This window comes from Bacteroidota bacterium (assembly GCA_039714315.1).
In the GTDB taxonomy this organism is placed as follows: Bacteria; Bacteroidota; Bacteroidia; order Flavobacteriales; family JADGDT01; genus JADGDT01.
On the sequence record JBDLJM010000029.1, the window covers coordinates 1 to 24,982 of the forward strand.

Annotated in this window: 25 protein-coding genes and 1 pseudogene; 15 read left to right on the forward strand and 11 right to left on the reverse strand. The window is 34.1% G+C overall.

From position 1 onward, the window contains the following. Positions 1 to 80: 80 nt before the first annotated feature. A complete protein-coding gene (locus tag ABFR62_04850; GenBank protein MEN8137742.1) occupies positions 81 to 491 on the reverse strand; it encodes a DUF4293 domain-containing protein in 411 nt (136 codons plus the stop codon). A 310-nt stretch (positions 492 to 801) separates the two neighbouring features. Here ABFR62_04850 and rho point away from each other — a divergent pair, with 310 nt between their 5' ends. Next, positions 802 to 2,601 (forward strand): transcription termination factor Rho, encoded by a 1,800-nt coding sequence (gene rho / locus ABFR62_04855; protein MEN8137743.1) that lies wholly within the window; start codon positions 802 to 804, stop codon positions 2,599 to 2,601. A gap of 165 nt (positions 2,602 to 2,766) precedes the next feature. On the opposite strand, the gene lipA is transcribed toward rho, so the two are convergent. From lipA to murB, 6 genes are all read right to left on the reverse strand, one after another. Beyond that, the gene (lipA, locus tag ABFR62_04860) at positions 2,767 to 3,633 is read right to left on the reverse strand and encodes a lipoyl synthase (protein ID MEN8137744.1); all 867 of its coding nucleotides are present in this window, start codon (positions 3,631 to 3,633) and stop codon (positions 2,767 to 2,769) included. Positions 3,634 to 3,638: 5 nt separating this feature from the next. After that, positions 3,639 to 4,379 carry a hypothetical protein gene (locus tag ABFR62_04865; GenBank protein ID MEN8137745.1) on the reverse strand — a complete coding sequence of 247 codons (741 nt, stop codon included), beginning with the start codon at positions 4,377 to 4,379 and terminating at the stop codon, positions 3,639 to 3,641. Positions 4,380 to 4,489: 110 nt separating this feature from the next. Continuing rightward, complete coding sequence (locus tag ABFR62_04870) at positions 4,490 to 5,083, reverse strand: sigma-70 family RNA polymerase sigma factor (GenBank protein ID MEN8137746.1); 594 nt, start codon at positions 5,081 to 5,083, stop codon at positions 4,490 to 4,492. Then, entirely contained in the window at positions 5,074 to 6,177 is a 1,104-nt protein-coding gene (locus ABFR62_04875; protein ID MEN8137747.1) for a glycosyltransferase, read from the reverse strand. The genes ABFR62_04870 and ABFR62_04875 overlap by 10 nt, the downstream gene beginning before the upstream one ends. Before the next feature lie 75 nt (positions 6,178 to 6,252). After that, positions 6,253 to 6,495: a membrane or secreted protein gene (locus tag ABFR62_04880; GenBank protein ID MEN8137748.1), complete on the reverse strand. Its 243-nt coding sequence runs from the start codon at positions 6,493 to 6,495 to the stop codon at positions 6,253 to 6,255. Positions 6,496 to 6,619: 124 nt separating this feature from the next. Next, positions 6,620 to 7,630: a UDP-N-acetylmuramate dehydrogenase gene (gene murB / locus ABFR62_04885; protein ID MEN8137749.1), complete on the reverse strand. Its 1,011-nt coding sequence runs from the start codon at positions 7,628 to 7,630 to the stop codon at positions 6,620 to 6,622. A 218-nt stretch (positions 7,631 to 7,848) separates the two neighbouring features. Between murB and ABFR62_04890 the strand changes: the two genes are divergently transcribed. The 14 genes and pseudogenes from ABFR62_04890 (at position 7,849) to ABFR62_04955 (ending at position 21,184) form a co-directional block, all read left to right on the forward strand. Beyond that, positions 7,849 to 9,033, forward strand: a complete 1,185-nt coding sequence (locus tag ABFR62_04890) for an aminotransferase class III-fold pyridoxal phosphate-dependent enzyme (GenBank protein ID MEN8137750.1) — start codon at positions 7,849 to 7,851, stop codon at positions 9,031 to 9,033. Positions 9,034 to 9,259: 226 nt separating this feature from the next. Then, complete coding sequence (locus tag ABFR62_04895) at positions 9,260 to 9,868, forward strand: TetR/AcrR family transcriptional regulator (GenBank protein ID MEN8137751.1); 609 nt, start codon at positions 9,260 to 9,262, stop codon at positions 9,866 to 9,868. A 65-nt stretch (positions 9,869 to 9,933) separates the two neighbouring features. After that, a complete protein-coding gene (locus ABFR62_04900; protein MEN8137752.1) occupies positions 9,934 to 11,205 on the forward strand; it encodes a TolC family protein in 1,272 nt (423 codons plus the stop codon). Positions 11,206 to 11,325: 120 nt separating this feature from the next. Next, entirely contained in the window at positions 11,326 to 12,201 is an 876-nt protein-coding gene (locus tag ABFR62_04905) for an HlyD family efflux transporter periplasmic adaptor subunit (protein ID MEN8137753.1), read from the forward strand. A gap of 7 nt (positions 12,202 to 12,208) precedes the next feature. Further along, positions 12,209 to 13,114, forward strand: a complete 906-nt coding sequence (locus ABFR62_04910; protein ID MEN8137754.1) for an ABC transporter ATP-binding protein — start codon at positions 12,209 to 12,211, stop codon at positions 13,112 to 13,114. 58 nt (positions 13,115 to 13,172) lie between these two features. Further along, a pseudogene (locus tag ABFR62_04915) lies at positions 13,173 to 13,880 on the forward strand (ABC transporter ATP-binding protein). Between the two features lie 79 nt (positions 13,881 to 13,959). Next, complete coding sequence (locus tag ABFR62_04920) at positions 13,960 to 15,060, forward strand: ABC transporter permease (protein ID MEN8137755.1); 1,101 nt, start codon at positions 13,960 to 13,962, stop codon at positions 15,058 to 15,060. An 87-nt stretch (positions 15,061 to 15,147) separates the two neighbouring features. Continuing rightward, a complete protein-coding gene (locus ABFR62_04925; protein ID MEN8137756.1) occupies positions 15,148 to 16,257 on the forward strand; it encodes an ABC transporter permease in 1,110 nt (369 codons plus the stop codon). Between the two features lie 104 nt (positions 16,258 to 16,361). Next, complete coding sequence (locus ABFR62_04930; protein ID MEN8137757.1) at positions 16,362 to 16,739, forward strand: hypothetical protein; 378 nt, start codon at positions 16,362 to 16,364, stop codon at positions 16,737 to 16,739. 4 nt (positions 16,740 to 16,743) lie between these two features. After that, positions 16,744 to 17,463, forward strand: coding sequence for a class I SAM-dependent methyltransferase (locus ABFR62_04935; GenBank protein MEN8137758.1), 720 nt, complete (start codon positions 16,744 to 16,746; stop codon positions 17,461 to 17,463). After that, positions 17,460 to 18,173 (forward strand): ZIP family metal transporter, encoded by a 714-nt coding sequence (locus ABFR62_04940; GenBank protein MEN8137759.1) that lies wholly within the window; start codon positions 17,460 to 17,462, stop codon positions 18,171 to 18,173. The genes ABFR62_04935 and ABFR62_04940 overlap by 4 nt, the downstream gene beginning before the upstream one ends. Positions 18,174 to 18,339: 166 nt before the next feature. Further along, positions 18,340 to 19,356, forward strand: coding sequence for a DUF368 domain-containing protein (locus tag ABFR62_04945; GenBank protein MEN8137760.1), 1,017 nt, complete (start codon positions 18,340 to 18,342; stop codon positions 19,354 to 19,356). A gap of 55 nt (positions 19,357 to 19,411) precedes the next feature. After that, a complete protein-coding gene (locus ABFR62_04950; protein MEN8137761.1) occupies positions 19,412 to 20,530 on the forward strand; it encodes a DUF3810 domain-containing protein in 1,119 nt (372 codons plus the stop codon). Between the two features lie 3 nt (positions 20,531 to 20,533). Further along, entirely contained in the window at positions 20,534 to 21,184 is a 651-nt protein-coding gene (locus tag ABFR62_04955; protein ID MEN8137762.1) for a hypothetical protein, read from the forward strand. A 468-nt stretch (positions 21,185 to 21,652) separates the two neighbouring features. On the opposite strand, the gene ABFR62_04960 is transcribed toward ABFR62_04955, so the two are convergent. The 4 genes from ABFR62_04960 to ABFR62_04975 form a co-directional block, all read right to left on the reverse strand. Continuing rightward, complete coding sequence (locus ABFR62_04960) at positions 21,653 to 22,579, reverse strand: hypothetical protein (GenBank protein ID MEN8137763.1); 927 nt, start codon at positions 22,577 to 22,579, stop codon at positions 21,653 to 21,655. After that, entirely contained in the window at positions 22,563 to 23,123 is a 561-nt protein-coding gene (locus ABFR62_04965; GenBank protein MEN8137764.1) for a hypothetical protein, read from the reverse strand. Before ABFR62_04965 ends, ABFR62_04960 begins: the two co-directional genes overlap by 17 nt. Positions 23,124 to 23,168: 45 nt before the next feature. Further along, positions 23,169 to 23,738 (reverse strand): RNA polymerase sigma factor, encoded by a 570-nt coding sequence (locus ABFR62_04970; protein ID MEN8137765.1) that lies wholly within the window; start codon positions 23,736 to 23,738, stop codon positions 23,169 to 23,171. Positions 23,739 to 23,845: 107 nt separating this feature from the next. Continuing rightward, a complete protein-coding gene (locus tag ABFR62_04975) occupies positions 23,846 to 24,505 on the reverse strand; it encodes a peptidylprolyl isomerase (GenBank protein MEN8137766.1) in 660 nt (219 codons plus the stop codon). Between the last annotated feature and the right edge of the window lie 477 nt (positions 24,506 to 24,982).

Here is a 24,982-nt window from a genome sequence, read left to right on the forward strand (position 1 = left end):
CTAAAACAGACAGATATTAAAAAGAGTCCCGAATAATCGGAACTCTTTAACGCATATATTAACTAAGCTGCTTCTAAATATTATCGTAATCTATCCACTGATTTCACAAGCTCTTCATCCTTTCTTATAGCTTTATTAGCTAAAAATAAAAACACGATAGAAATGAAAGGTACTATAAGCCCAATTCCCTTCTCAGAAACAATTACTGTTTCTCCGGAAAAATTTAGTGTATAATATCCGAAAACACCCAGCAGTAGAATGTTGATCAAAATATTAATACGTACTAACACAAACTGTAATTTTCTATTAAAGAATAAAAATATAGTTACTAATGTCAGAACGATCTCTATTGCAAATAAAGCTAAAATATAGATATTCTCAAAGCCTTTCACCTCAATATTTTCAAGATTATTCCACAGTGGCAAATAAAGTCCTAAACCACCTAAGATTGCAACTATTAACAGATATACTGTTTGGATTCTTTGAATCATTTTACTTATTTTTTATTTGGATTGACAAAAGTACTACATTATTTCATATCTTTATATAGTATATATCGAAATTAAGTCGTATTATTGCGTCGACTTTTAGAGGAATTACCTCGATAATAAAACCTCTGATAACATCAATTCGCAATACATTCAAGAGTATTACAATAATCATCTTTCATTCATGTTAATAATTTAATATTAAGGTCATATATTATAGCCAAAAATAACGTTCATCACTGTTGTAAATTTCAATTTGGCTATTTCATATTATATTTAAGATCAAAAAACACAATTTAATTCATATAATCAAATGTTTGGTATTGAAGAGCTCAAGCAAAAGAAGCTTTCTGACTTGCAAGCCATTGCAAAACAGTTAAATATTAAAAAAATCAGTCAACTGAAAAAGTTAGACCTTGTCTACAAGGTACTTGATTTTCAGGCAGACAATCCTACTGAAGTAAAAAAGAGCCAGCCTGTTGAGAAGACACATAGCAAGCCAGCTGCTAAAACCCCTCCAAAACAAACTTCAAGCGAAGAAAGTACTGAGCCAAAAAAGCGAAGAAGAATACTTCATGAAGCAAAGCCTGAAGGGAGACCTGGAAAAAAACAGGATGCAAAACCTGAAGGAAAACCTGAAATAAAACAGGATGCAAAACCTGAAGGGAAACGCGAAGAAAAAAAGGTAGAAAAAGGCATTGAGAAAAAAACTCAGGATAGTTTAAAAACTACCGAAAGTGCTGAGGCAAATATAAAAAAGCAGCCTGAAGAAGGCACAGAGCAAAGAAAAGCGACTCAACAAAAAAGACAGGATTTTCAAAAGCGCGAAAAAAGAGAAGCTCCTAAAAGAGAACAGCATCAAAAAAGCGGATCTGACAAAAGAGATAACGCTCCGAAAAAATTCGATAACAAAACTCGCAGACCTGCACCTCAGCAGGGAAGACAGCAAAACGATTATCAAAATAAAAAGAGCAGATACAAATCTCCGGAACACGAATTCGAAGGAATTATTACCAGTGAAGGAGTTTTAGAAATAATGCAGGACGGATATGGATTTTTACGTTCATCAGATTACAACTACCTGTCTTCGCCTGACGATATTTATGTTTCACAATCACAAATCAGACTTTTTGGCTTAAAAACCGGAGATACTGTAAGAGGTAATGTCAGACCTCCTAAAGAAGGTGAAAAATATTTTCCGTTAATTAAAGTGGAAAAGATAAATGGACGTGAACCTGATTTCATCAGAGACAGAGTTTCGTTTGAACATCTTACGCCTCTTTTCCCTAACGAAAAGTTTAAACTGGCAGAGAAGCACAGTACAACCTCAACAAGAATTATTGACCTGTTCTCACCTTTAGGTAAAGGACAGAGGGGTATGATTGTTGCACAGCCTAAAACCGGTAAAACTGTTCTGTTGAAAGAAGTAGCCAATGCTATTGCAGCAAACCATCCTGAAGTTTACATGATGATCTTACTTATTGACGAACGTCCTGAGGAAGTTACCGATATGCAAAGAAGTGTAAATGGAGAAGTAGTTGCTTCAACATTTGATGAACCGGCCGAAAGACATGTAAAAGTTGCAAATATCGTTTTAGAAAAAGCGAAGAGAATGGTGGAGTCAGGTCACGATGTAGTTATTTTACTCGACTCTATTACACGTTTGGCAAGGGCATACAACACCGTTTCTCCGGCATCGGGTAAAGTACTTTCAGGAGGGGTTGATGCGAATGCTTTACATAAGCCTAAACGTTTCTTTGGTGCGGCCCGTAATATTGAAAATGGCGGTTCATTAACTATTATTGCAACGGCTCTTATCGATACAGGATCAAAAATGGATGAAGTTATTTTTGAAGAATTCAAAGGTACAGGTAACCAGGAACTACAATTGGATAGAAAAATATCTAACAGACGTATATTCCCTGCTATCGACCTTATATCTTCAGGTACACGTCGTGATGATCTTTTATTAGATCCGAAAACCGTAAAACGAATGTGGGTATTACGTAATTACCTTGCCGATGCTACTCCTTTGGAAGCAATGGAAAGCTTAAAAGGTAAAATTGAAAGAACAAGAAGTAACGAAGAATTCCTTATTTCTATGAATGATTAAATTTATTTGTCATTTCGACTAAGCGCTAGCGCACGGAGAAATCTGTTGAAATTTTGCAGAAAACCTAAACAGATTCCTCCACTTCGGTCGGAATGACGACTTTTTTAAACATAAAAAAACCGTTCTAACATGAACGGTTTTTTTTATAATCAGTAATTATTAATTCTAAAATAAATGATCCTGTGCGTGATACGAAGATCTGGTCAAAGGACTTGACTGGACAAATTTGAATCCCATTTTTTCTCCTATTACCCTGTACATATCATATGTTTCAGGTGTTGGATAATCAACTACAGGTAAATGCTTAACCGAAGGCTGCAAATATTGACCAATAGTCATTATATCTACTTTAGCATTTCTTAAATCTTCCATAGTCTCAATTACCTCTTCCCTAGTTTCTCCAAGTCCGAGCATTATTCCCGATTTAGTCCTGCGCAAACCCTTATCTTTTAAATAACGAAGTACATCTAAACTGCGATCGTATTTTGCCTGGATTCTTACTTCTTTTGTCAACCTTCGTACTGTCTCTAAATTGTGAGACACTATCTCCGGTGCAACCTCAATGATTCTATCCAAATCATCCGTGTTCATCTTAAAATCCGGAATTAATGTTTCCATTGTTGTTCCGGGAGATATTCTGCGCACAGCATTTACGGTTTCTGCCCAAATTGAAGATCCTCCATCAGCCAAATCATCTCTGTCTACAGAAGTGATTACGGCATGCTTAATCCTCATAGCTTTTATTGACTCAGCTACTCTTACCGGCTCTTTCAGGTCAGCAGGTAATGGTCTTCCGGTAGCTACTGCACAAAAACCACACGATCTGGTACAAATATTACCAAGAATCATAAATGTTGCGGTACCATCGTGCCAACATTCACCCATATTCGGGCAATTTCCACTTTCACAAATTGTATGCAACTTTTTATCGTCAACTAATGCTCTTAACTCCCTGTATTTTTTTCCTGTTGGAAGTTTTACCTTAAGCCAGTTTGGTTTCCTCAGTATTTCTTTCTCTTTTACTTCTTCCATCTTGATCAAATCCACTTCTTACCAAAGTTTATACTAATATAAAAGGACAAAAAATGACTATAATTTTTTGCTGTAACCATTATTGGAACCTTTTTAAAATAATAATCGATTACCATTCCAGCCTCCAAAGTCCCAATTTTTTGAGTAGAAATCTTATAATCGAAATTGAGGCCAAATTTAGCATAAATTCCCGGGTAAATCTTCATTTCAGAAAAACCTTTTGTAAAAGGTACTCCCCCGAATATATTATCAAGATCATGTCTGGACGGATCATAGCGCTCAGTATCAATATAGTTTACCGATGTAGGATTAAATATTTCAAGATATATTGGCTTTACACCTCCTATTGACAGTCCGCCATAGTAAAAATAATTTATTTCTACAGAACCTAAATCTATTTTCTCTGCGATCTCGTGATTTTCTCCAAAACCTATTCTAAGAGCATATAAAGAATTTAACTTACCAAAGGCAAATGAACTTCCTCCATAGAAGTTTATTGTAGAATTATACCTGTTAATCTCTTTAGGATGCCTGATCATAACTATATCTGCTTCAAAACCTCTTTCGAAAAATGCAGTAGGCGACCAACTCCGTCTGGCATTTATAGAATAACCATTTGTAGTAAATGAAAATCCTGCCTGAAATTCTTCCAGATAGATTATACCCTGAAGCTCTGTACCTCCAATTCTTTCTTCATCTTCACGTATTTGGGCATCAATATTTGCAGGCCATATATATATAGCCATAAAAAACATATAAAAGTAAAATCGTTTATTTAAAGGCACAGTATGATAAATAAGTTGTTATTATTACATTCGAAGATAACTCTTTTTAAACAACAGAAATAATAAAAAAATCATTTCCGCAATTCACTATTCTTTTCAATATATTCTACAAGTAATTTTCGTCCGCGCATTATACGCACTTTCACATTGCTGATTGGTATATTTAACTTTTCGGCTATTTCTTTATAACTACAATTTTTCAAATACCTTAGTTTCAATATCGGAGCATAGGTTTCAGGCATTAAACCGATAATTTTTCTTACCTCATTATCCTCCTGATTATCTATTAATTCTTCCTCCGGAGAAAGGGTCTTTGCCTTAATATCTAACCTAAATTCATTTCCTGAATCATCAGTAAATACTTCATCTAAGGAAACTGTAGAGCTTTTTTTCTGTCTGTAATAGTCTACCAATGTGTTGTTGGCAATAACCGATATCCAGGTACTAAATGCAAACTCACTATTATAGCTATCCAACTTCTCAAAAGCCTTTGTAAAAGCTATTAATGCAATATCCTCAAGCACATATTCCGGAGCATTCTTGGTTTTTAGCGACTTAATAATATCTTCCCAATACAACTCCATCAAATCAGAAAAAGCTTTCTGACTCCCTTTTAATGCACCTTTTATAAGTATCGTTGTTTTTGTTTGTTTATCTAATCCCAACGTTTTGGATAAATTATCTTGTTCGAAAATATTATTATAAGCTGTAAGATAATTAAAATTATATCAAGAAAAGGTATTAAAAGTATCAAATCTTTCTCTTCCAGCTTCGACGATGAAGCTGATACTGTGACTGAGAAGATAAGAGTCCTCAATACAAAAATAGAGATAACCACTACCGGATTAATCTTAAGAAGCAACAAGGCTAACAGTAAAGAAAAAAACAAAATATGACTAAGCCCCTGTAAACCTAACAAACTTTTGGTTTTTTTACTGTATAAACCTGATGTTGTATAATGCCTTCTTTTTTGATTAAACCACTCACTCCATGTACCCGGAGGATTCGAAACAGTTTTTGCTTCCGGTGAAAATACAATTTCAGTATTTTCCTTTGTAGAATTTTTATTGATAATAAGATCATCATCGCCCGAAGCAACATCCATATGCCCGAAGAAACCATTATTCTTTAAGAAAAAATCTTTTGAATAAGAAAGATTACGTCCAACTCCCATATACGGAGTAAATAGCTTTGTATACGAAAAATAGTTTGATGCAGTCAGTACAGTTTCGAAACGGACAATTTTATCCAACAGGCCTTTAGTCTTTCGATATGCTCCATAACCCAAAACCACTTCCTTATCCTCGGTATACCCATTCATCATCAAACTTATCCAATTCTCCGACACAGGTACACAGTCAGCATCAGTAAACAAAAGATATTTGTTTTTTGCCCTTTTAATCCCCATTGTCAGAGCAAATTTCTTTCCACGCCAAAACCTGTCATTTTCAGCAACATTTACAATGGCCACATTAGAATTGGATTTTGAGAACTCTTCAAATACCTCTAAAGTATTATCCGTTGAAGCATCATTTATCAAAACTATTTCAAAATCGTGATATGCCTGATTTTTTAAAGACTCTAACAGGGGAGGCAGGTTTTTTTCTTCGTTTTTGGCACAAACAACAACAGAAACAGTACCCTTATCTTCTAATGATGCTGTTTCTGTTATGAGAATAAATTTCCAGTTTATCAGTATATATAAAATATGAATTACTGATATGGTAATAAAAGAATAAAGTAAAAGATTTTCTAACATATTAGGTTGTAAATATAAATTTATAGAAATAAAATCAACTATAAATTTTAGGGTCATCAAATCTACAACTTCAGATTAAGAAATACTCTTTTTAATTTTAAATTTATTTACAAAATTAGATGCTTTTGTACGTTCACAAGTGTGTAGTTCATCCGGAACCCTTCCACAAAAGCTACAAGATTCACCTTCAGGATTAATAGTCGGATTTTGCGATGCACAGGTACCTTCAAACTTCCCGTCGGTTTTTGCCCAAATTTTAATTGCCAAACCGATAAAACCAATACCCAGCAGTACAAATACTATTAAAAATAATTTTATAAATACCATAATATAATAAATTGAGTGACAAATTTAATTCAAATTTTGTTTATAGCAAGCCAATTTTATATACTCTTATGTGTCTTTTATCACATTTACAATATATAACAAGCTACAATTAGAACTAAACAACATTTACTTCTATTTCCAAATCAATTCCAAACTTTTTACTGATATCTTTTTTAATATCGTTAGCGAGCGAAATAATCTCAGCTCCGGTAGCATTTCCATAATTAACAAGTACTAATGCCTGATTTTTATGAACCCCCGCATCACCTTTTCTAAAACCTTTCCATCCGGACTTCTCAACCAGCCATCCCGCCGGAACTTTCACCGAACCATCCTCCAGAACGTATGAAGGAACATCAGGATAACTGTTTATTATTTGACGAAAGCTATCGGCTGAGATTACAGGATTTTTAAAAAAACTTCCCGAATTTCCAATTTCAGCAGGATCGGGCAATTTCGACGTCCTTATCTTCACAACACAATCACTTACATCTCTTGGTGTTGGATTTATAATACCATTCTCCTGAAGCTCTTTGGAAATAACACCATAAGAAATATTTACTTCTCCTTCTTTTTCTAATTCAAAATATACGTTCACTATAATGAACTTCCCTTTCTCCCTGTTTTTAAAAACTGACTCACGATAATCAAAATTACAGTCATTTTTATAAAATGTTTTAATTTTTCCTGTGGCAATTTCAAAAGCTTCTAACTTATAGAAACTGTCTTTCATTTCTACACCATAAGCTCCTATGTTCTGAATTGGAGAAGTACCAACATTCCCTGGTATTTTTGACAGGTTCTCTAATCCAAATAAACCTTTCCCGATAGACCATAGTACAAATTTTGGCCAGTCTTCGCCGGCACAGGCTTTTACTATAACCTTATTATTTCCTTCTTCGAATAACTCCTTACCTTCAATATTTATTTTTAATACGAGCTTATCAATATCGCCCGTCAAAAGCATATTGCTCCCCCCTCCTATCACAAATATATCCTGCAACACATTCATTGAATACAATTGCTGTAAATCCTCTAAAGTATTTACTTCAACAAATTGTTTAGCATTTACATCAATACCGAAAGTATTATACTCCTTAAGAGATATGTTTTCCTGAATCTTCATCTATCAACTACAATTAATTACCTGACAGGCAAAAATATCGGTTTATAACGATAATTTGGAATTTTTCTTATTTAACTTTGCTTTTAATCCTGTTTGATGTTTTAAGTTGGTATTTTCATTAAAAACTTCAGACTTTGAACTTTCAACTTTTAACTTTTAACTTTGAACTTTTAACTTTAGACTTTAGACTTTAGACTTTAGACTTTAAACTTAATAAAATGTCACGTAAAGAAGATTTCTTAAAATATCAGGCACAAACAACACCCTTCCCCTTATTACTGGATATTGAAAAAGCTGAAGGATGCTGGATTTACGACAAATCCGGAAAAAAATATCTTGATCTTGTTGCCGGTGTATCGGCCAATGTACTGGGGCATTCTAATCCTAAAATCACCAAGGCTATAAAAGATCAGGTTGATAAATATATGCACGTAATGGTTTATGGCGAGTTTATTCAGGATGCGCCTTTGGAATTAACCAAACTTTTGAGCGACAATCTTCCGGAGCCATTAGATACTGTTTATCTGGTAAATTCCGGAACGGAAGCAATAGAAGGTTCAATGAAACTGGCTAAAAGGGTAACCGGAAGGTCTGAAATTATTGCTGCAAAATGGGCTTATCATGGCAATACACAAGGCTCAATGAGTATTTTAGGAAATGAAGAACAGAAACAAAAATTCAGACCCTTAATTCCAAATATCAACTTTATTGAATTCAATAATATTGATGATTTAAACCTGATAACCGAAAAAACTGCCGCTGTAGTTTTGGAAACTATACAGGGAGGAGCAGGATTTATTCTTCCAAAAAATAACTATCTAAAAAAAGTAAGAGAGCGTTGCGATGAAGTTGGTGCACTATTAATACTTGACGAAATACAACCGGGGTTTGGCAGAACAGGAAAACTCTTTGGCTTTATGAATTTTGATATTGTACCCGATATTTTAGCCATAGGTAAAGCCATGGGCGGAGGAATGCCCGTAGGCGCATTTGTAGCTTCGAAAGACAAAATGGCATTACTAAAATCAGAGCCAATGCTTGGACATATAACTACGTTTGGAGGTCATCCCGTTATTGCGGCATCCTCATTGGCTACATTGAAAGAATTGCTCGAGGGTAACTATATGGAAGAGGCTCTTTGGAAAGAAAAACTTTTTAGAGAACATTTAAATCACCCGGCAATCAAAGAAATAAGGGGCATGGGATTAATGCTGGCCCCGGTGTTTGATGACCCTGAATTTCCTGCCAGATTGATGAGTAAATTAATGGAGAAAGGCCTGATAACATTTTTATTGCTTTTCGAAAAAAGAGCATTGAGAATCTCTCCACCATTGACTATTTCTGATGATGAAATTTTATATGCCTGTAATGTGATAAATGAAACTATAGAAGAGATGATTTAAACAAATTTTAATATTGATTTAAATCTAACAATCATAAAAAAAAGAGTCTTTTTCAACTGTGAAGGGCTCTTTTTTTGGCAAAAAACACCTCCTAAAACCCCCAATTTCAAATAATTTCCCCTCCTCAATACCTATCTACATTGAGCTTAACAAACTTTAACATTTACCCATTTGGTTAATTTTACCCAATTAGGTAAATTTGTACAGTAATTAATCACATTATCGCATGGCTAAAAAAATTTCAACAGAGGAAAAGATATTAGAATCTGCTCAAAAAGTTTTTCATAATAAAGGATTTGCAGGTACAAGAATGCAGGAAATTGCAGATACTGCCGAAATAAATAAAGGATTACTTCACTACTATTTCAAGTCAAAAGAAAAACTTTTTGAGTCGGTCTTTAACATTGCTTTGAAACAAATGCTGGGAAGACTAAATACAACTTTAGGAGAAAACGTTGATTTATTTACTAAGATTGAAAAACTGGTAGACAGTTACATTTCGGTATTAAGTAAAAACACTTTTATCCCAAATTTTATTTTTCACGAAATAAACAGAAACCCCGATTTTTTTAATGAAAAAGTTAAGACCTTAAATAACCTTGAAGGGATTAAAATATTCGAAAATCAAATAAGGGAAGAAACAGAAAAAGGAACAATAATCGAAATCAATCCAAAACAGCTAATTATCAACATCATATCAATGTCGATATTTCCATTTATTGCCAAGCCAATGGCTATGGGTATTTTAGAAATTTCGAAAAAAGAATTCAGTAAAATTATAGAGGAGAGAAAAAAGCTGGTTGCTGAATTCACTATAAGCGCAATCAAAAAGTAAAACCGTTTATTCGGTGAAATGCTTATCTGTTTATTCAGAACCATAAACAAATAAAATAATTAGAAATGAAAAAAGCACTATACATTTTAATCCTGCTAATCCTGCCAAGTATGATGTTTGCACAGCAGTTAAGTGTGAACCTCGAACAATGCAGAGATTCGGCAAAAGTGAATTGGCCGGGTTTCAAAAAAATGGCTATGCAAAAGGAGAATAAAGAATTAATAATAAAAACTCTTAACAAAAACTATCTCCCTAAATTAACTCTTGGTGCCGGCGCAACTTACCAGTCGGAGGTTGTAGTTTTTCCTGAAATACAGATTCCGGGGATGGACAATTTCTTTCCAACAATACCAAACGACAACTATAGAGCAGATCTTCAGCTTTCACAAATAATATATGATGGTGGAAATACAAAAAGCGCAAAGGACCTTCAGCTAGCATCAAATTCTCTTGAGGAAACTCAAATAGAAATTGAGAACTACAACCTGATGGAACAGATAAACCAATTATACCTAAACGTATTAGTTCTTGAACAAAACAATATTGTACTACTGACTGCCGATAAAGAGATAGATGAAAATTTAAAAATTTTACAATCTGCCTACAACAATGGAATGATCTTAGCTTCTGAACTAAATAAAGTAAAGGCTGAAAAAATCACAATAGAAAAGCAGCTAATGAACAACAAAACAGCAAAGCTTAATGCTATTCAATCTTTGGCTGTACTCACAGGTTTAGAGATTAACTATGATACATCTTTTCAGGTCCCCGGTGAATCAACAAACAAACTTAACACCTTACCTCAACTAAAAATATTTGAAGCACAGGAAGACTTGAATAAGGCCGGTTTGGAAATGGAATTCAGAAACAAATTTCCCAAAATAGCTCTTTTCGCTAACGGAGGCTATGGTCGTCCCGGATACAACTTCATGGATACAGATTTACACTCATACGGTATGGTAGGAGTAAATCTTTCGTGGGATGTAATTGACTGGGGAACTTATGGTAAACAAAAAGAAAAATCGGAAGTAAAACAAAAAATAATCGAAGCAAACAAAGAAGCCTTCGTAATGCAAAACAGCCTTGAGGTTCAAAAAATTAATAATGACTTAGCAAATATTCAAAACCAGATTGAAATGGATAAGAAAGTAATTAAAATTAAGGAAGAAATTAAAAACTCCTCCTGGTCTAAATTTCAAAACGGAACTATTACCTCCAACGAATATCTGAAGGATTTTAATGATCTGAAAAGAGCTCAACAAACTTTAGAAATTAATAAAATTCAGCTTATTCAGAAGGAACTTGCCCTTAAACACTTAGAGGGAATTAAGTATTAATGACTCAAATGAATTGTCGAAAATAATGACCAAAGCAAAAAAACAACCTATAAATTACCAGATCATTAACGCATTATATCATTGACACATTAGATCATAAAAATATAAAAACAAGCAAAAATGAAAAACATAATCTTACTAATACTGCTAGGCGCATTTGCATCGTGCAACAACAACGAAAACCCCGCAGATGCCAATGGAAACTTCGAAAGCAATGCTACAACCATTTCTGCCGAAAATGCCGGAAAATTATCTTCTTTCACGATCGAAGAAGGCGACATCGTTAAGAGTAATTCGGTTGTTGGAATTATTGATACAACGCAACTATACTTGAAAAAAGAACAATTAAGAGCTTCCTCTATCAGCATTGAGTCGCAATCAAAAAGTGTGTTATCTCAGATAGACGTACTCAAAGAACAATTGAAAGTTCAGGAAAGTAACCTGAGCAGGATCAGGAAAATGTACAAAGACGGTTCTGCAACAAAAAAACAACTCGACGACTTACAGGGGCAGGTAAATGTTACTAAGCAACAAATTTCGAGTGTTCAGGCACAGAATGCATCAGTAATTAGCCAATATCAATCGCTTAATATACAGATAAAACAAATTGAGGATCAAATCTCAAAAAGCATAATAAAAAACCCTGTTGCCGGAACAATATTGATTAAATATGTTGAGCAATATGAGTTTGTTGCCCCCGGAAAACCTTTATATCAGATTCAGGACATAAATAGATTAAAGCTTAAGGCCTATGTGACAGAACCTCAACTTTCCACTATTAAAATTGGGCAAAAAGTAAAAATAGGAATCGATTCAACTGACGAAGAAAAAAGTTTTGACGGTACAATTACATGGATCAGTTCACAGGCAGAATTCACTCCAAAAATAATCCAGACAAAAGACGAAAGGCAAAATCTGGTTTATGCAATAAAAATTGATGTTAATAACGATGGCAGCCTGAAAATCGGGATGCCTGCAAGTGTGTATTTTAATTAGAGTTTATATGATTGAAATAAACAACATATCAAAAAGTTACGATTCTGTAAAAGCACTTTCAAATGTTTCAATAAATGTAGAAAAAGGTAAACTATTTGGACTTATCGGACCTGATGGTGCCGGGAAGTCAACCTTATTCAGGATACTAACTACTCTTATTTTACCTGATGAAGGCAATGCAAAACTCATGGACTTCGACACAGTAAAGGATTATAAACAAATACGAAATAAAATAGGCTATATGCCGGGGAAATTTTCCTTATACATGGATCTAAGTGTTCAGGAGAATCTTAAGTTTTTTGCCAATGTTTTTAGCACCACGATTGATGCCAATTACGAAATGATCGAGGATATTTATGTAATGCTAGAGCCCTTCAAAAACCGTAAAGCCGGTGACTTATCGGGAGGAATGAAACAAAAACTGGCATTGTGCTGTGCTTTAATACATAAACCTGAACTTTTATTACTTGACGAACCGACATTTGGCGTTGACCCTGTTTCGAGAAAAGAGTTTTGGGAGAATTTAAAAAAGCTTCAGAAAAACGACGGATTAACAACCATTGTTTCTACACCTTATATGGATGAAGCTTCGCTATGCGATGAAGTAGCGTTAATTCAGGATGGAAAGATTATGGCCGTAGATACTCCCGAAAATATATCTAATAAATTCAGTAAAACTCTTTACGAAATTAAATCATCGAACAATTATAAAACACTCACACTTATAAGAAATTTTGAAGAAATAAATACAGCTTATATGTTTGGAAACAGCATCCATGTAACATTGAAAAACGACAATAAGCCTGAAGAACTTAAACAGCTCATTAACATAGAAAATATTGAATACAGCATTGAGGAAATAAAACCAAACATAGAAGATAGTTTTATGGAATTGATGGCTAAAGAACAATAAAAAGTTAAATGATTGAATTATTTGTATTAAACCAATCATCATGAACAATAATAAAGTAATAGAAGTTGATAACCTGACGCGTGCCTTTGGCGATTTCATAGCTGTTGACAATATTAGTTTCAACGTTGAAAAAGGAGAAATTTTTGGTTTTTTGGGAGCGAATGGAGCCGGAAAAACTACTGCCATGAAAATGCTTACAGGTATTTTGGAACCAACTTCAGGAATTGGAAAAGTGGCCGGTTTCGACATAAAAACCCAGCGCAGTCAACTAAAATATAAAATCGGTTATATGAGTCAGAAATTCTCTTTATACGAGGATCTGACAGTTAAGGAAAATATCAATTTTTTTGGAGGAATTTATGGTCTTGACAGAAAGACTATAATTACCCAGACCGACAAAATGATAGAACGACTTGAATTTGGGAACATTAAAAATACTATGATAGCCGAAATTCCTCTGGGTTGGAAGCAGAAAATTGCTTTTTCGGTTGCCATTCTTCACAATCCTGAAGTAGTGTTTTTAGATGAACCGACAAGTGGAGTTGATCCGATTACCAGACGTCAGTTTTGGGATCTTATTTATCAGGCAACCGATGAAGGGATAACAGCGTTTGTAACGACACACTACATGGATGAGGCAGAATACTGTGATAAAATTTCGATGATGGTTCAGGGAAAAATAGCTGCCATGGGTAGCCTAAATGATTTACTGAACACATATAGTGCCCAAAATATGGACGAGGTATTTTTAAAACTGGCAAGGTAGAATCGTTTAATGTTTGTTGTTCGAGGTTTGATGTTGAAAAGTCTAACCCCAAACACCAAACACCAACAAACAATACAAAATGAGAACATTTCTGGCATTTATAAAAAAAGAATTCAAACACATATTTCGTGATAAGCGAACATTGGTAATCCTATTTGGAATGCCTATCGCTCAGGTTTTATTATTTGGTTTTGCAATTACAACGGAGATAAAAGATGGTAAAATGGCAATACTGGATCTGGCCAAAAACAGTGTTTCTCAGGGGTATATAAACAAAATAACATCTTCCGGGTATTTTATCGTTCAGGAAAACCTTAAAACCTATAATGATATAGAAGAATCATTCAAAAAAGGAACAATTAAAATCGCACTGGTTATTCCTCAAAATTTTGCTAAAGATCTCGGATCTGCCAAATCTTCCACAGTACAAATAATTGCAGATGCAACCGACCCAAACATGGGTAACATATTAACAGGTTATCTTTCAGGAGTAACAAATTCCTACTCAATAGAAAAAAAACTAATTAATAAGACTCCGGTTGTCATAGAATCAAAGATGCTTTACAATCCCGAAAGTAAAAGTGTTTTCATGTTTGTTCCCGGAGTAATGACAATCATTTTAATGCTCGTTTCAGCAATGATGACATCAATAACTGTTGCAAAAGAAAAAGAGCTGGGAACTATGGAAATCTTACTTGTATCTCCATTAAAACCGGGAATAATAATCATAGGTAAGGTAATTCCCTATATAGCACTGTCGCTCGTAAATGCTGCAACAATTTTAGCTCTCGGATTCGCAGTGTTCGGAATGCCTTTAAACGGAAGTTTTATTTTCCTGTCGCTCGAAATACTATTATTTATAATTACGGCACTTGGCTTAGGTGTTCTAATTTCAACTATTTCTAATTCGCAACAAACAGCAATGCTGATTTCCTTAATGGGATTGATGCTGCCTACAATATTACTTTCAGGATTTATTTTCCCTATCGAAAGTATGCCTGAAATATTGCAGGTTATTAGCAACGTAATTCCGGCAAAATGGTTCATTATCATTATTAAATCGATAATGCTTAAAGGACTGGGTATAACAGCTCTATGGAAAGAAACTTTAATACTGCTTTTTATGACAATATTCTTCATAGTAATGAGTATTAAACGTTTCAAGATAAGATTGGAGTAAGGCTGATATATGAATGAGCTGACTATCAAAAAAAAAAAGTATAAAACATTATACTTTCAGAGGATTAAAGCATTGAATCAATAAAACATGAGAAAAATAGTATTTATTATAGAAAAAGAATTCAAGCAAATATTCAGAAACAAAATAATGGTGATACTGATATTTGCAATGCCCGTAATTCAATTACTGATTCTTTCATATGCAGCTGATTTCGAAGTAAAAGGCATAAATATTTTCATTGACGACATGGATTCTTCACCGGTTTCTAAAAACCTGATTAGTTCCATAAAAAATACTAGGCAGTTCGAAGTTGTGGGTGTTTCAAATTACGATGATGGCTTAAAACTAATAGAGAAAAACAAGGCCGATGTTATAATCTCTATCCCTGATAAATTTGGCAGAGATATCACGACCGGTAATACAGTAAAAACAGCTATTGTTGTAGATGCGATAAATGGCTCCAAAGCAGGAGTAACACTAAATTATTTACAAATAATCTTAAATCAGTTTGTCAAAGATCAACTATCAGCTAAGTACAGGCTTGATCAAAAATTTGGAATTGAAATAATTAACCGTAACTGGTTTAACCCCACCCTTAATTACAAAATATTCATGGTTCCGGGAATACTTGTATTACTGGTGACAATGATTTCTCTTTTCCTCTCGTCAATGAATATAGTAAGAGAAAAAGAACTTGGTACAATAGAACAATTAAATGTTACTCCCATAAAAAAATACGAGTTTGTTTTAGGTAAATTATTACCCTTTGTAGTTTTAGGTTTAGTAGAATTCAGCATTGGAATTTTAATTGCGAAACTATGGTTCAATATACCAATAGAAGGCAATATGTGTACTATTTACCTTTTTACATTAGTCTATCTGACTCTGGTTCTGGGTATGGGAATGTTTATTTCTACTCTTACAGAAACGCAACAACAGGCACTGTTTATAGCATGGTTTTTCTCCGTTATTTTTATCCTGATGAGCGGTCTTTTTACTCCAATAGAAAGTATGCCTGTTTGGGCTCAAAAAATTGCCGACTTTAACCCTATAAAGTATTATGTAGATGTGATTAGGCTTGTTATGCTGAAAGGTAGTACATTCCTAAATGTCAGCAAACAATTTGGTATAATTGTAGTTTATTCTATTGCATTAAATGTATTTGCAATAATGAATTACAGAAAAACCAGCGGATAATATCGCAATCGAATACCGGCTGCTGATTCGAAAATCCTGACAAAGTCGCGATTTCACTTCTTTACTAATTATTACTAAATTAGCCCCTCCAAAATATATACAATATGAACACTAAACAACTTATATTAATCACTCTAATTCAAACAGTCGTAGTTCTGACTGTTTTTCCTTTAATCCCTTCACTTGTTCAGGGTATTCAAGGAATCCCCGAAGCAGAAAACAGTGTTTCGGAAGTATACACTATAATTTTTGCAGGAGGAGTTATAACAATGCTAATTCTGGGAATTATATTGGTTGGCAAAGGCTCTAAAAACGAATTGTATTTCAACTTATTTGCTCTTGCTTTTCTCGCAATCATATTTTATCAAAATTACTCTATAATGCTACTACAAACTCTGATATCACTGGTTTTAGCTGCTGTAATTTTTTTAATTAAAATACCTTTAAGAAAGTTTATTACTAATAAAAATATTCTGGCATAAAAACATGGAATGGTTCTCATCATGGTTCGACACACCCTATTATCACCAACTTTACAATAACCGTGATTTTAGCGAAGCTGAAAAGTTTATGACCAACTTACTGGATCATCTCAATTTAAAGAAGGATTCTACAATCCTTGATTTGGCTTGCGGTAAAGGGAGACATTCAATTTTTTTAAACAGAAAGGGATTCAGGGTTAAAGGTGTTGATCTGTCAAAACAGAGTATCGAGGCGGCAAAGAAATATGAAAATGACAATTTAAAATTTGCTGTTCACGACATGCGCAATAAACTGAATGAAAATTTCGATGCAGTTTTTAATCTTTTCACCAGCTTTGGTTATTTCGAAGACGATGCCGATGATATTGCAGTATTAGAAACTATTAAAAACTCAATGAACAGTAGTTCCATCGCTGTAATTGACTTTATGAATTCCGAAAAAGTAATAAAGAACCTGGTAAACTCTGAAGTCCAAAAAAGAGGCAACCTGGATTTTCATATAAAACGATATGTTGAACACAACATAATACATAAAAACATCAAATTTCGCGATAAGGGAATAGACTTTGATTTCACAGAAAAAGTAAAAGCTATAAGGCTTGATAAATTCAAAGACTACTTTAACAGGACAGGCCTAAAGTTAGTAAAGACTTTTGGCAATTATGATTTGGAAGGCTTTAGCCCTGAAACATCAGACAGACTAATAATGATATTGACAAAATGAGTTATATAATACTATTTTCGGCAGTAATAATTGGTGTATTAATAGGAGAGTTAATAAAACCACAGGAAACATTAAAGAAATTGTTTTTGACCTTTAGTGGTGCTTTTTTGCTTGCAGTTACTGTTTTTCATATTTTACCTGAAGTTTACATCAATGGAAATGAGAAAATTGGTTTCTTCATTATGCTCGGTGTTTTTATACAAATCCTATTAGAGTTTATCTCTAAAGGGGTAGAACATGCACATGTACCAAACCATCACGGACATTCTCATGAAAAACACTCTTATACACTGCCAATGTTTATCAGTATTTCTATTCATGCTTTTTTGGAAGGAGCTCCTGTTACAGATCACGCCCATCACCATCATATTATCGACGAGATTTCAAATCCCGTTTTATTAGGTGTTTTTATTCACAAAATCCCTATTGCATCAATAATTTATGTTGCGTTTAGAGAAAACGGCTATTCAAAAATTATTTCATTCCTACTTATAATTCTATTCGGCTTAATGACACCTGCCGGCAGTTATTTAGCAAATAAAGTACCGGCAGTAATCCAATATTCCGATCAAATTAACGCTGTTGTTATCGGTATTTTTCTTCATATAAGTACTACTATTCTTTTCGAGAGTTCATCAGGTCACAAATTTAATTCAGCTAAACTTTTAGTAATTACAGCGGCAACTGCTTTAGTTTATTTTTCATACTAAATCTTATTTTTTCAGGGTTTTCCAACAATGAAATTGGTCATAAAATAATTATAAAAAACTAATACGTAAATCAGTTAAAAATGATATTTGTGCTTATATTTATACAGCCTGAGTTAGACGAGGGAATTAAGGCTAGTATAGAACACTCTTAAATAACAAAGCCAATTTGAAGCAAAAAAAAGCCAATAAAAAATCTTTCTTTCTTACAATGCTGAAAGGTATCGCCATGGGTACGGCAAATAAAATCCCCGGAGTTTCGGGAGGTGCTGTGGCTTTCGTGGTTGGTTTTTATGAGGAACTGATATACTCACTGAAGAGAATTAACAGAAAAGCCTGGGGCCTACTATTCAAAAGAGGATTCTCAAAATTTTACGATTATATAAATGGTCGCTTTTTAACCGCTCTTTTTTCGGGAACCATAATCAGTTTTTTCACCGTTTCGCAACTGTTGGATATTTTAATTTCGCATTATGAGCTACATGTATGGGCTTTCTTTTTCGGTTTAATCCTCGGATCGATATATTTTGTTTCGATGGAGTTCAACGACTGGAATGTAAAAACCATATTCAGCATGCTAATAGGTGTTGCAATAGGCATCTCCTTTTCATTTATCAGTGCTTCAACCGAGAATGACAATTTATTATTTGTCTTTTTCTGTGGTATTATCAGTATATCAGGAATGACTCTCCCCGGTCTCTCCGGTTCCTTCATTCTTATGGTAATAGGAAATTATGTACTGCTTATGGTAGATTCCGTAAATGCACTTTACGATATAGTTTACCTCTCTGCTACACTTGATTTTTCATGGATTGATAATGCTGAAACTATAAGACTTTTAAAGGTATTAAGTGTATTTATCGCCGGTTCGGTAGTCGGATTAATTTCTCTGTCGCATATTTTAGGGTATTTACTTAAAAAGCACCATCAAACAGTTATTGCCCAAATAATAGGAATAATTGTCGGCAGTCTCGGTGTAGTTTGGCCCTGGAAAGACAAAATATTTCTACGGGATGAATTAGGAAATATTATGTACCTGAAAAACGGTAAGGAAATTGTTGCATACTACAATGCCTACTTCCCCGACAGTCTCGACTATTCAACGATAATGGCCATAATAATGATAATCCTGGGGATTGTTATAGTAGTAGCACTGGAAAGGCTAAAGCCAAAGCAGATAAAATAATTTGATTAGATATTAGAATATCACTTAACCACAGATATTAAACATAAGCCTATTAATGAATAAGGAAAAACAGCAAAATGAGAAAAAGAATAATCCACTGAAGAGGAAACTATTCTCTAAAATTTCTATTGGAATGGTATTTACACTGTTCTTGTTAAATCAGATTCTATTTTATATTCAACCCTTTTCTCCCGAGAGTATTTATTTCGATTACACACAGGGATACTTCAGAATTGTAACTTTAGTTGAACGAATAGTTTTTAGCATATTCCCTTTCTCAGTTGGTGATTTACTATACCTGTTTATTGTATTCGTAGTTTTCCGGACTTTATTCAGGATAATAATTTCTCTGTACAAAAGAACCTATCGCAAAATCCTTATCGACTCAACCGACTTCATAGCTATGGTGGCTCTTATTCTATTACTGGTCGGAACACAGTGGAACTGGAATTACAGGCAGCCTTCATTAGTTGACAAAATGAACCTAAACAGCGAAAGCTATGATATTGAACAACTGGCATCGTTCACAAAAAAGCTCATAAGAGAAACCGCTTTCACAAAGGAGAATTCCAACTTTGATGTTTTTAGAGATGACAATAGTTCCATTATTGATATTTCTATTCTCGGTTATGAAAGGATGGCAAAAAAAGACGATTTCTACACTTACAGCTATCCGTCAATTAAACATTCAATGTTTTCAAAACTTCTTCCCTACCTTGGTATTTCGGGGTATTACAATCCGTTTACCGCTGAAGCCCAAATTGCAAAAGGAATACCAAAAGTACAGATACCTTTTATTGTAAATCACGAAATAGCACACCAACTAGGAATTGCCTCAGAAGCCGAAGCTAACTTTCTGGGTTATCTGGCATCAAAAAACAATCCCTTAAGCTCAATTCAGTATTCGGGAAACATAAGTCTGCTAATGTATTGCCTTGCTGATCTAAAGAAAAATGAATATAACAAATACGATGAGCTAAAAGAATCAATCCCGCAGGATGTTATTGATGATATTATAGAAATCTCAGAATTCTGGATGTCGCACAGAAATGAATACAGAAAATATACAGATAAAGGCTATGACCTCTTCCTTAAATCAAATCAGCAGGAAGATGGTTTAAATTCTTATAATAAGGTAGTATCTTTAGCTATATTTTATTCCAGAAAAAAATAAGCTATGAATTCAAAACATTACTCAATATCAAAATACCTGCTGCTGGTTTTTATTTTAGCCACTTCGCTAATAGCTACAGGACAAAACAACGATAAAAAATCGATTGTTTTTATTGATGATTTTGACACTTACTCTGAACTGGAACCTGATTATTATAAATATTTCGATGAAATAAAGGCAGGGAAACTTCTGGGCGACCTTAATTACAGCAGATTAAATGTTAATTTTGATTTAGAGGGAAATAAGAGTATAAGACATTTACAGATATCCGAAGCGCCGGATTACCTTGTATTGATTTTAGGAAGCTCAAATACAACTATCAACACAAAAACCAATGATGTTGTAATAGCTTCTGAAGACTATAAAAATGAATACCTGGCATTTGTAAAACGTCTGAAACACGAAAACTCAAAAATAATTATTGTCTCTCCTCCTCCATATCTTACCAAAACTAAAGAGGAAGATGAGCAAATTATTGACAACATTAACGCTGTACAATATGTAGCAGAATCACATCCTGATGTTAGCTATATAAAACTCTATAAATATATCCTTCGAAACTATCAGGAATCTACAGTAAGCCCCAAACAACTTGCTACATGGATTACTGCATTAATTCAGGAAGATGTTGTGGAATTAAAGCCGGAAGATTAAGGCTTAAAATGGAAATATTCATTTTAGGATGGGCCTTTAATTATCGAATAAGAATCTAAGGCAATGTTATCTTATTCGTCATTAGCTACACTGAATCTAAAGATTTCCGACCGAAGAGATAGCGTAGTGGAGAAAATGATAATTCGACGAAGTCAATCTGTTCTTTAAATTATGAGATCTCACGACTACTTTACGCATGACAACATTTTTTTCACCGCAAAGTTTCGCAAAGTTATGCGCTAAGTTTCGCAAAGTATTTTTGCGTTACGTTGCGGTTATTTTTTTGTCATCACCTCACCTGCCCGTCCGGTCAGGCAGGTTGGAGTTTTTGAGAAAAAAACCTGGTTCTACACATGACAATAAAAAAAGCCGCGAATGCGCGAATTTTAATTTTCGCTAACGCTCAATTTATAAGAAAACGAACGTTAGTGAGTTTAATAATTCGCGCATTGGGGGTTATTTATGTTATTAATCCAAACTCAAAGAAGAATGACTAATCATCACCTTAACTTCTGATCCGCCACCGTTATATTCACCCTGAATTGCTTCGCTCGTATAACCCTTTTCACGGCTTTTTATTTCAATCCCATTTGGTTTATTAAAACTGGAAAACGAACCTTTATAGTTAAAACTATAAGCGGCACTCTCGTCTAAATACAGTTTTACCTTAGAAAAATCGGCTTTCACTGCAATAGAGTTAAACCCTTTGGCAACCTTCTTAGCTACTATACCACCATGAGAAACCTTGGCCTTTATATCTCCTTCCACCCTTTCAACCTTGGTATTACTGAACTTACTCTCCAAAATTAGACCGTAAGCTTTACCAATACTCAATTTACTGTGCGACAAATCCAGCTCTCCTGATTTAAACTCTTCGATTTCACCATCACCAAACTTTAACTCAATTTCGTTAGACTCATTCAACAGTGAACCGATCTCAAAATCACCATGCGATACATCCAGCTCAACTTTTGCCTTATGTTTGGCGATATATACATTACCAAAACTGTTTTTTATAGCCAAATCGTTATCATAAGGTACTTTTACTTTATAATCCACCCTAAACTTATCAACCTTACCGTTATTGGAAATATTTGAAGTTTTTACTCTAAGCATATCAATGCTTTCTTTAAAATTAATATCGATGTCGTTTATAAACTTTGTAAGCCTTTCCTCCGAGCTTCCTTTAGCCCATATTTTCACTTCAATATAAATTTCATTTCCTGAATAGCTTTCTACATTCACATCGCCAAAAGAATTTTCCACATTCAGCTCAGTTGAACTATTAGCTTTAAAACTTTTCTTTACCACCCTCTCTTTTTCTATTCCAAAAAGATTAGCCGAAAACATCACAAATGCAACAACTAACAATGTATATTTAAATATTGGTCTCATCATTCATACTATTTAAGTTCTTATTTGTCATTATCACTTTAAGCTGCTCTAATAACTTCAATCTCATTTTATAATTTTCAACAATCGAATTGAGTATTCTCTCATCACTTGGATTTTGCAACAAAAGTTCTTTCAATTCTTCGTTCTGCTTATCCAGTTTTTCCATCTCCTTAAAAAAGGATCTGTACTCGGGCGACATATAATTTTTATTTGCTCTCACAGGAACTAAAGCATCTTTTATCTTTACTGCATACTGATGTTCTATTTCACTGATCGATTCTGATTTTGCATATTCAGTATTATCTACCTCAGCTGAGTTAAAATAAAATACGGCCGAAGTTATTGCAATCCCCACAACAAAAGCTGCGGCAACTTTCATCCATGTAAAACTACTTTGCCCGGATTTTTCGGCTGAAGATTTCTCAGCCAACATATCATCTAACCTGGACTCAAAAAGCTCCCTATGTCCTACCGGTAACTCCTTATCGTCAAACAAGTCTCTGTTTGCTTTAGTCCAGTCTTCTATGTTCTTATTATCTGACATATTTTCCACTTTTTTCGGTTTCCTCTTTACTGACTTTTTGTTGCTCTACCTTACAAAGGCTGAATTTCCGTTTGTTGAAACTAGCATCTGTTTTAGTTTAACTTTTGCTCTCGACACCAATGACCTTGCTGTTGAATTTTTAATATCCAGTATTGAACTTATCTCATCATAATCGAAGCCTTCTATCAAAAACATATTTATTACAACTCTATACTTTTCAGGTAAGTCATTAATACTGCTTTTTACATGTTCAACCAAAGCTTCATTATCCTTATTCTCATTTTCAACTTCAATTACAGGCTCCAGAAACTTCGCATCATCAAAAGAAATAATATCCTTTTTCTTCCTTATTTCGTCCAAACAGGTGTTGACTATTATCCTTTTAAGCCATCCTCCAAATATCACTTCACCGGAGTATGTCTCTATTTTAGAAAATGCCTTTATAAAGCCATCCTGCATCATATCCTGAGCCATATCAGAGTCATTCATAAAACGATATGCTACATTATACATAGCCCTCGAATACTTATCATAGATATGCATATATGCCCTGCGGTCGCCCCGCTTACATAGCTCAATCAGCTTTTGCTCGTCTAATAAAGATTTTTGGCTCATAATAATTAGTCTAACCTTATGACGTCTGCTAAATCATATTGTTGCAGATTATTAGAAAATAACTTTACTTATATTTTTAATCATAGGTTCTGTATTTAACCCTTCTCCTACTCTATAATATAAGCTTTATTAATATAATCAAGTTTAGGGTAATTTTTTCGAAGATATTTATTCCCGTATTTATTAATCGAATCCTGTTTATCATCCAACTCAGAACCATACCCTTCATAAAACATCTCTACCACTTCCATTCCTGAAGTAATTTGAGCCACTACAGGGAACCCTTTTACTCCCATAAACGAAATCGTGTCAAGGCGGGGTGAGTTGTTGTTAAGATTGATGAATAACTGAGTACTGCGAGATTCCTTCCCGCCCCTGGCAAAGGAAATAGTTCCTTTTAAATTTTCTTTTTTAAGCGGTTCATCCGGAAGTGAAAATTTCTCCCATGCGTGATTTACTGTGCTGTCATTATGAATTCCGAATTGGGCTATATAATTAGGTATTACCCTGAATAAAGCTATGTCGGTATAGTATCCACTCTTTATAAGCTGATATAATCTTTCAACTGCTCTTGGTGACCATTCTTTTCGCGATTCAATTTCAAAATTACCTTGGGAAGTTTCAAATCTTGCCCTGAAATATTCCGGCGACTCTATTTGCGTCCATTTTATCGGGTAGTTGGTCTTGCAGGAACTTATTAATAAACTTAGAATAATTATTATTTTGACTGTTATTTTAAATCTATTAGTGAAGATGAAATTTTTCATAGTGTATATTTTAATGTTCAACACAACACTAAATTAAGAAAGTTTTCCAAACCGGTTTACATAATTACAAATGAGTCTAATCGCTTATCATATCCTGTTTTCCTCCTTCTTTTATCCCTTCGACGCCGCTCAGGGTATGCTTTTTTCATTTATCTTTCCTGCCTGACTGCGTCACGCAGGCAGGTATCTTTCCTCTTTCCTGCCTGACTGTGTCACGCAGGCAGGTATCTTTCTTCTTTCCTGCCTGACTGTGTCACGCAGGCAGGTATCTTTCCTCATTATCTTTTACTAACAATAACTAAAAAAGGAAGATATTTAAATATCTCCCCTTCTTAGTTATTTTGTGTTGCCAATCAAGGCAAAACTATGTCTTGTTAATTAAAACATATACTGTAATGTTGCACCAACTCTAAAAAACGAACCTTCTGCTACTGTAAATCTGGCTTCCGGAGCAAGGTTTAATTTGTCAGTTAATTT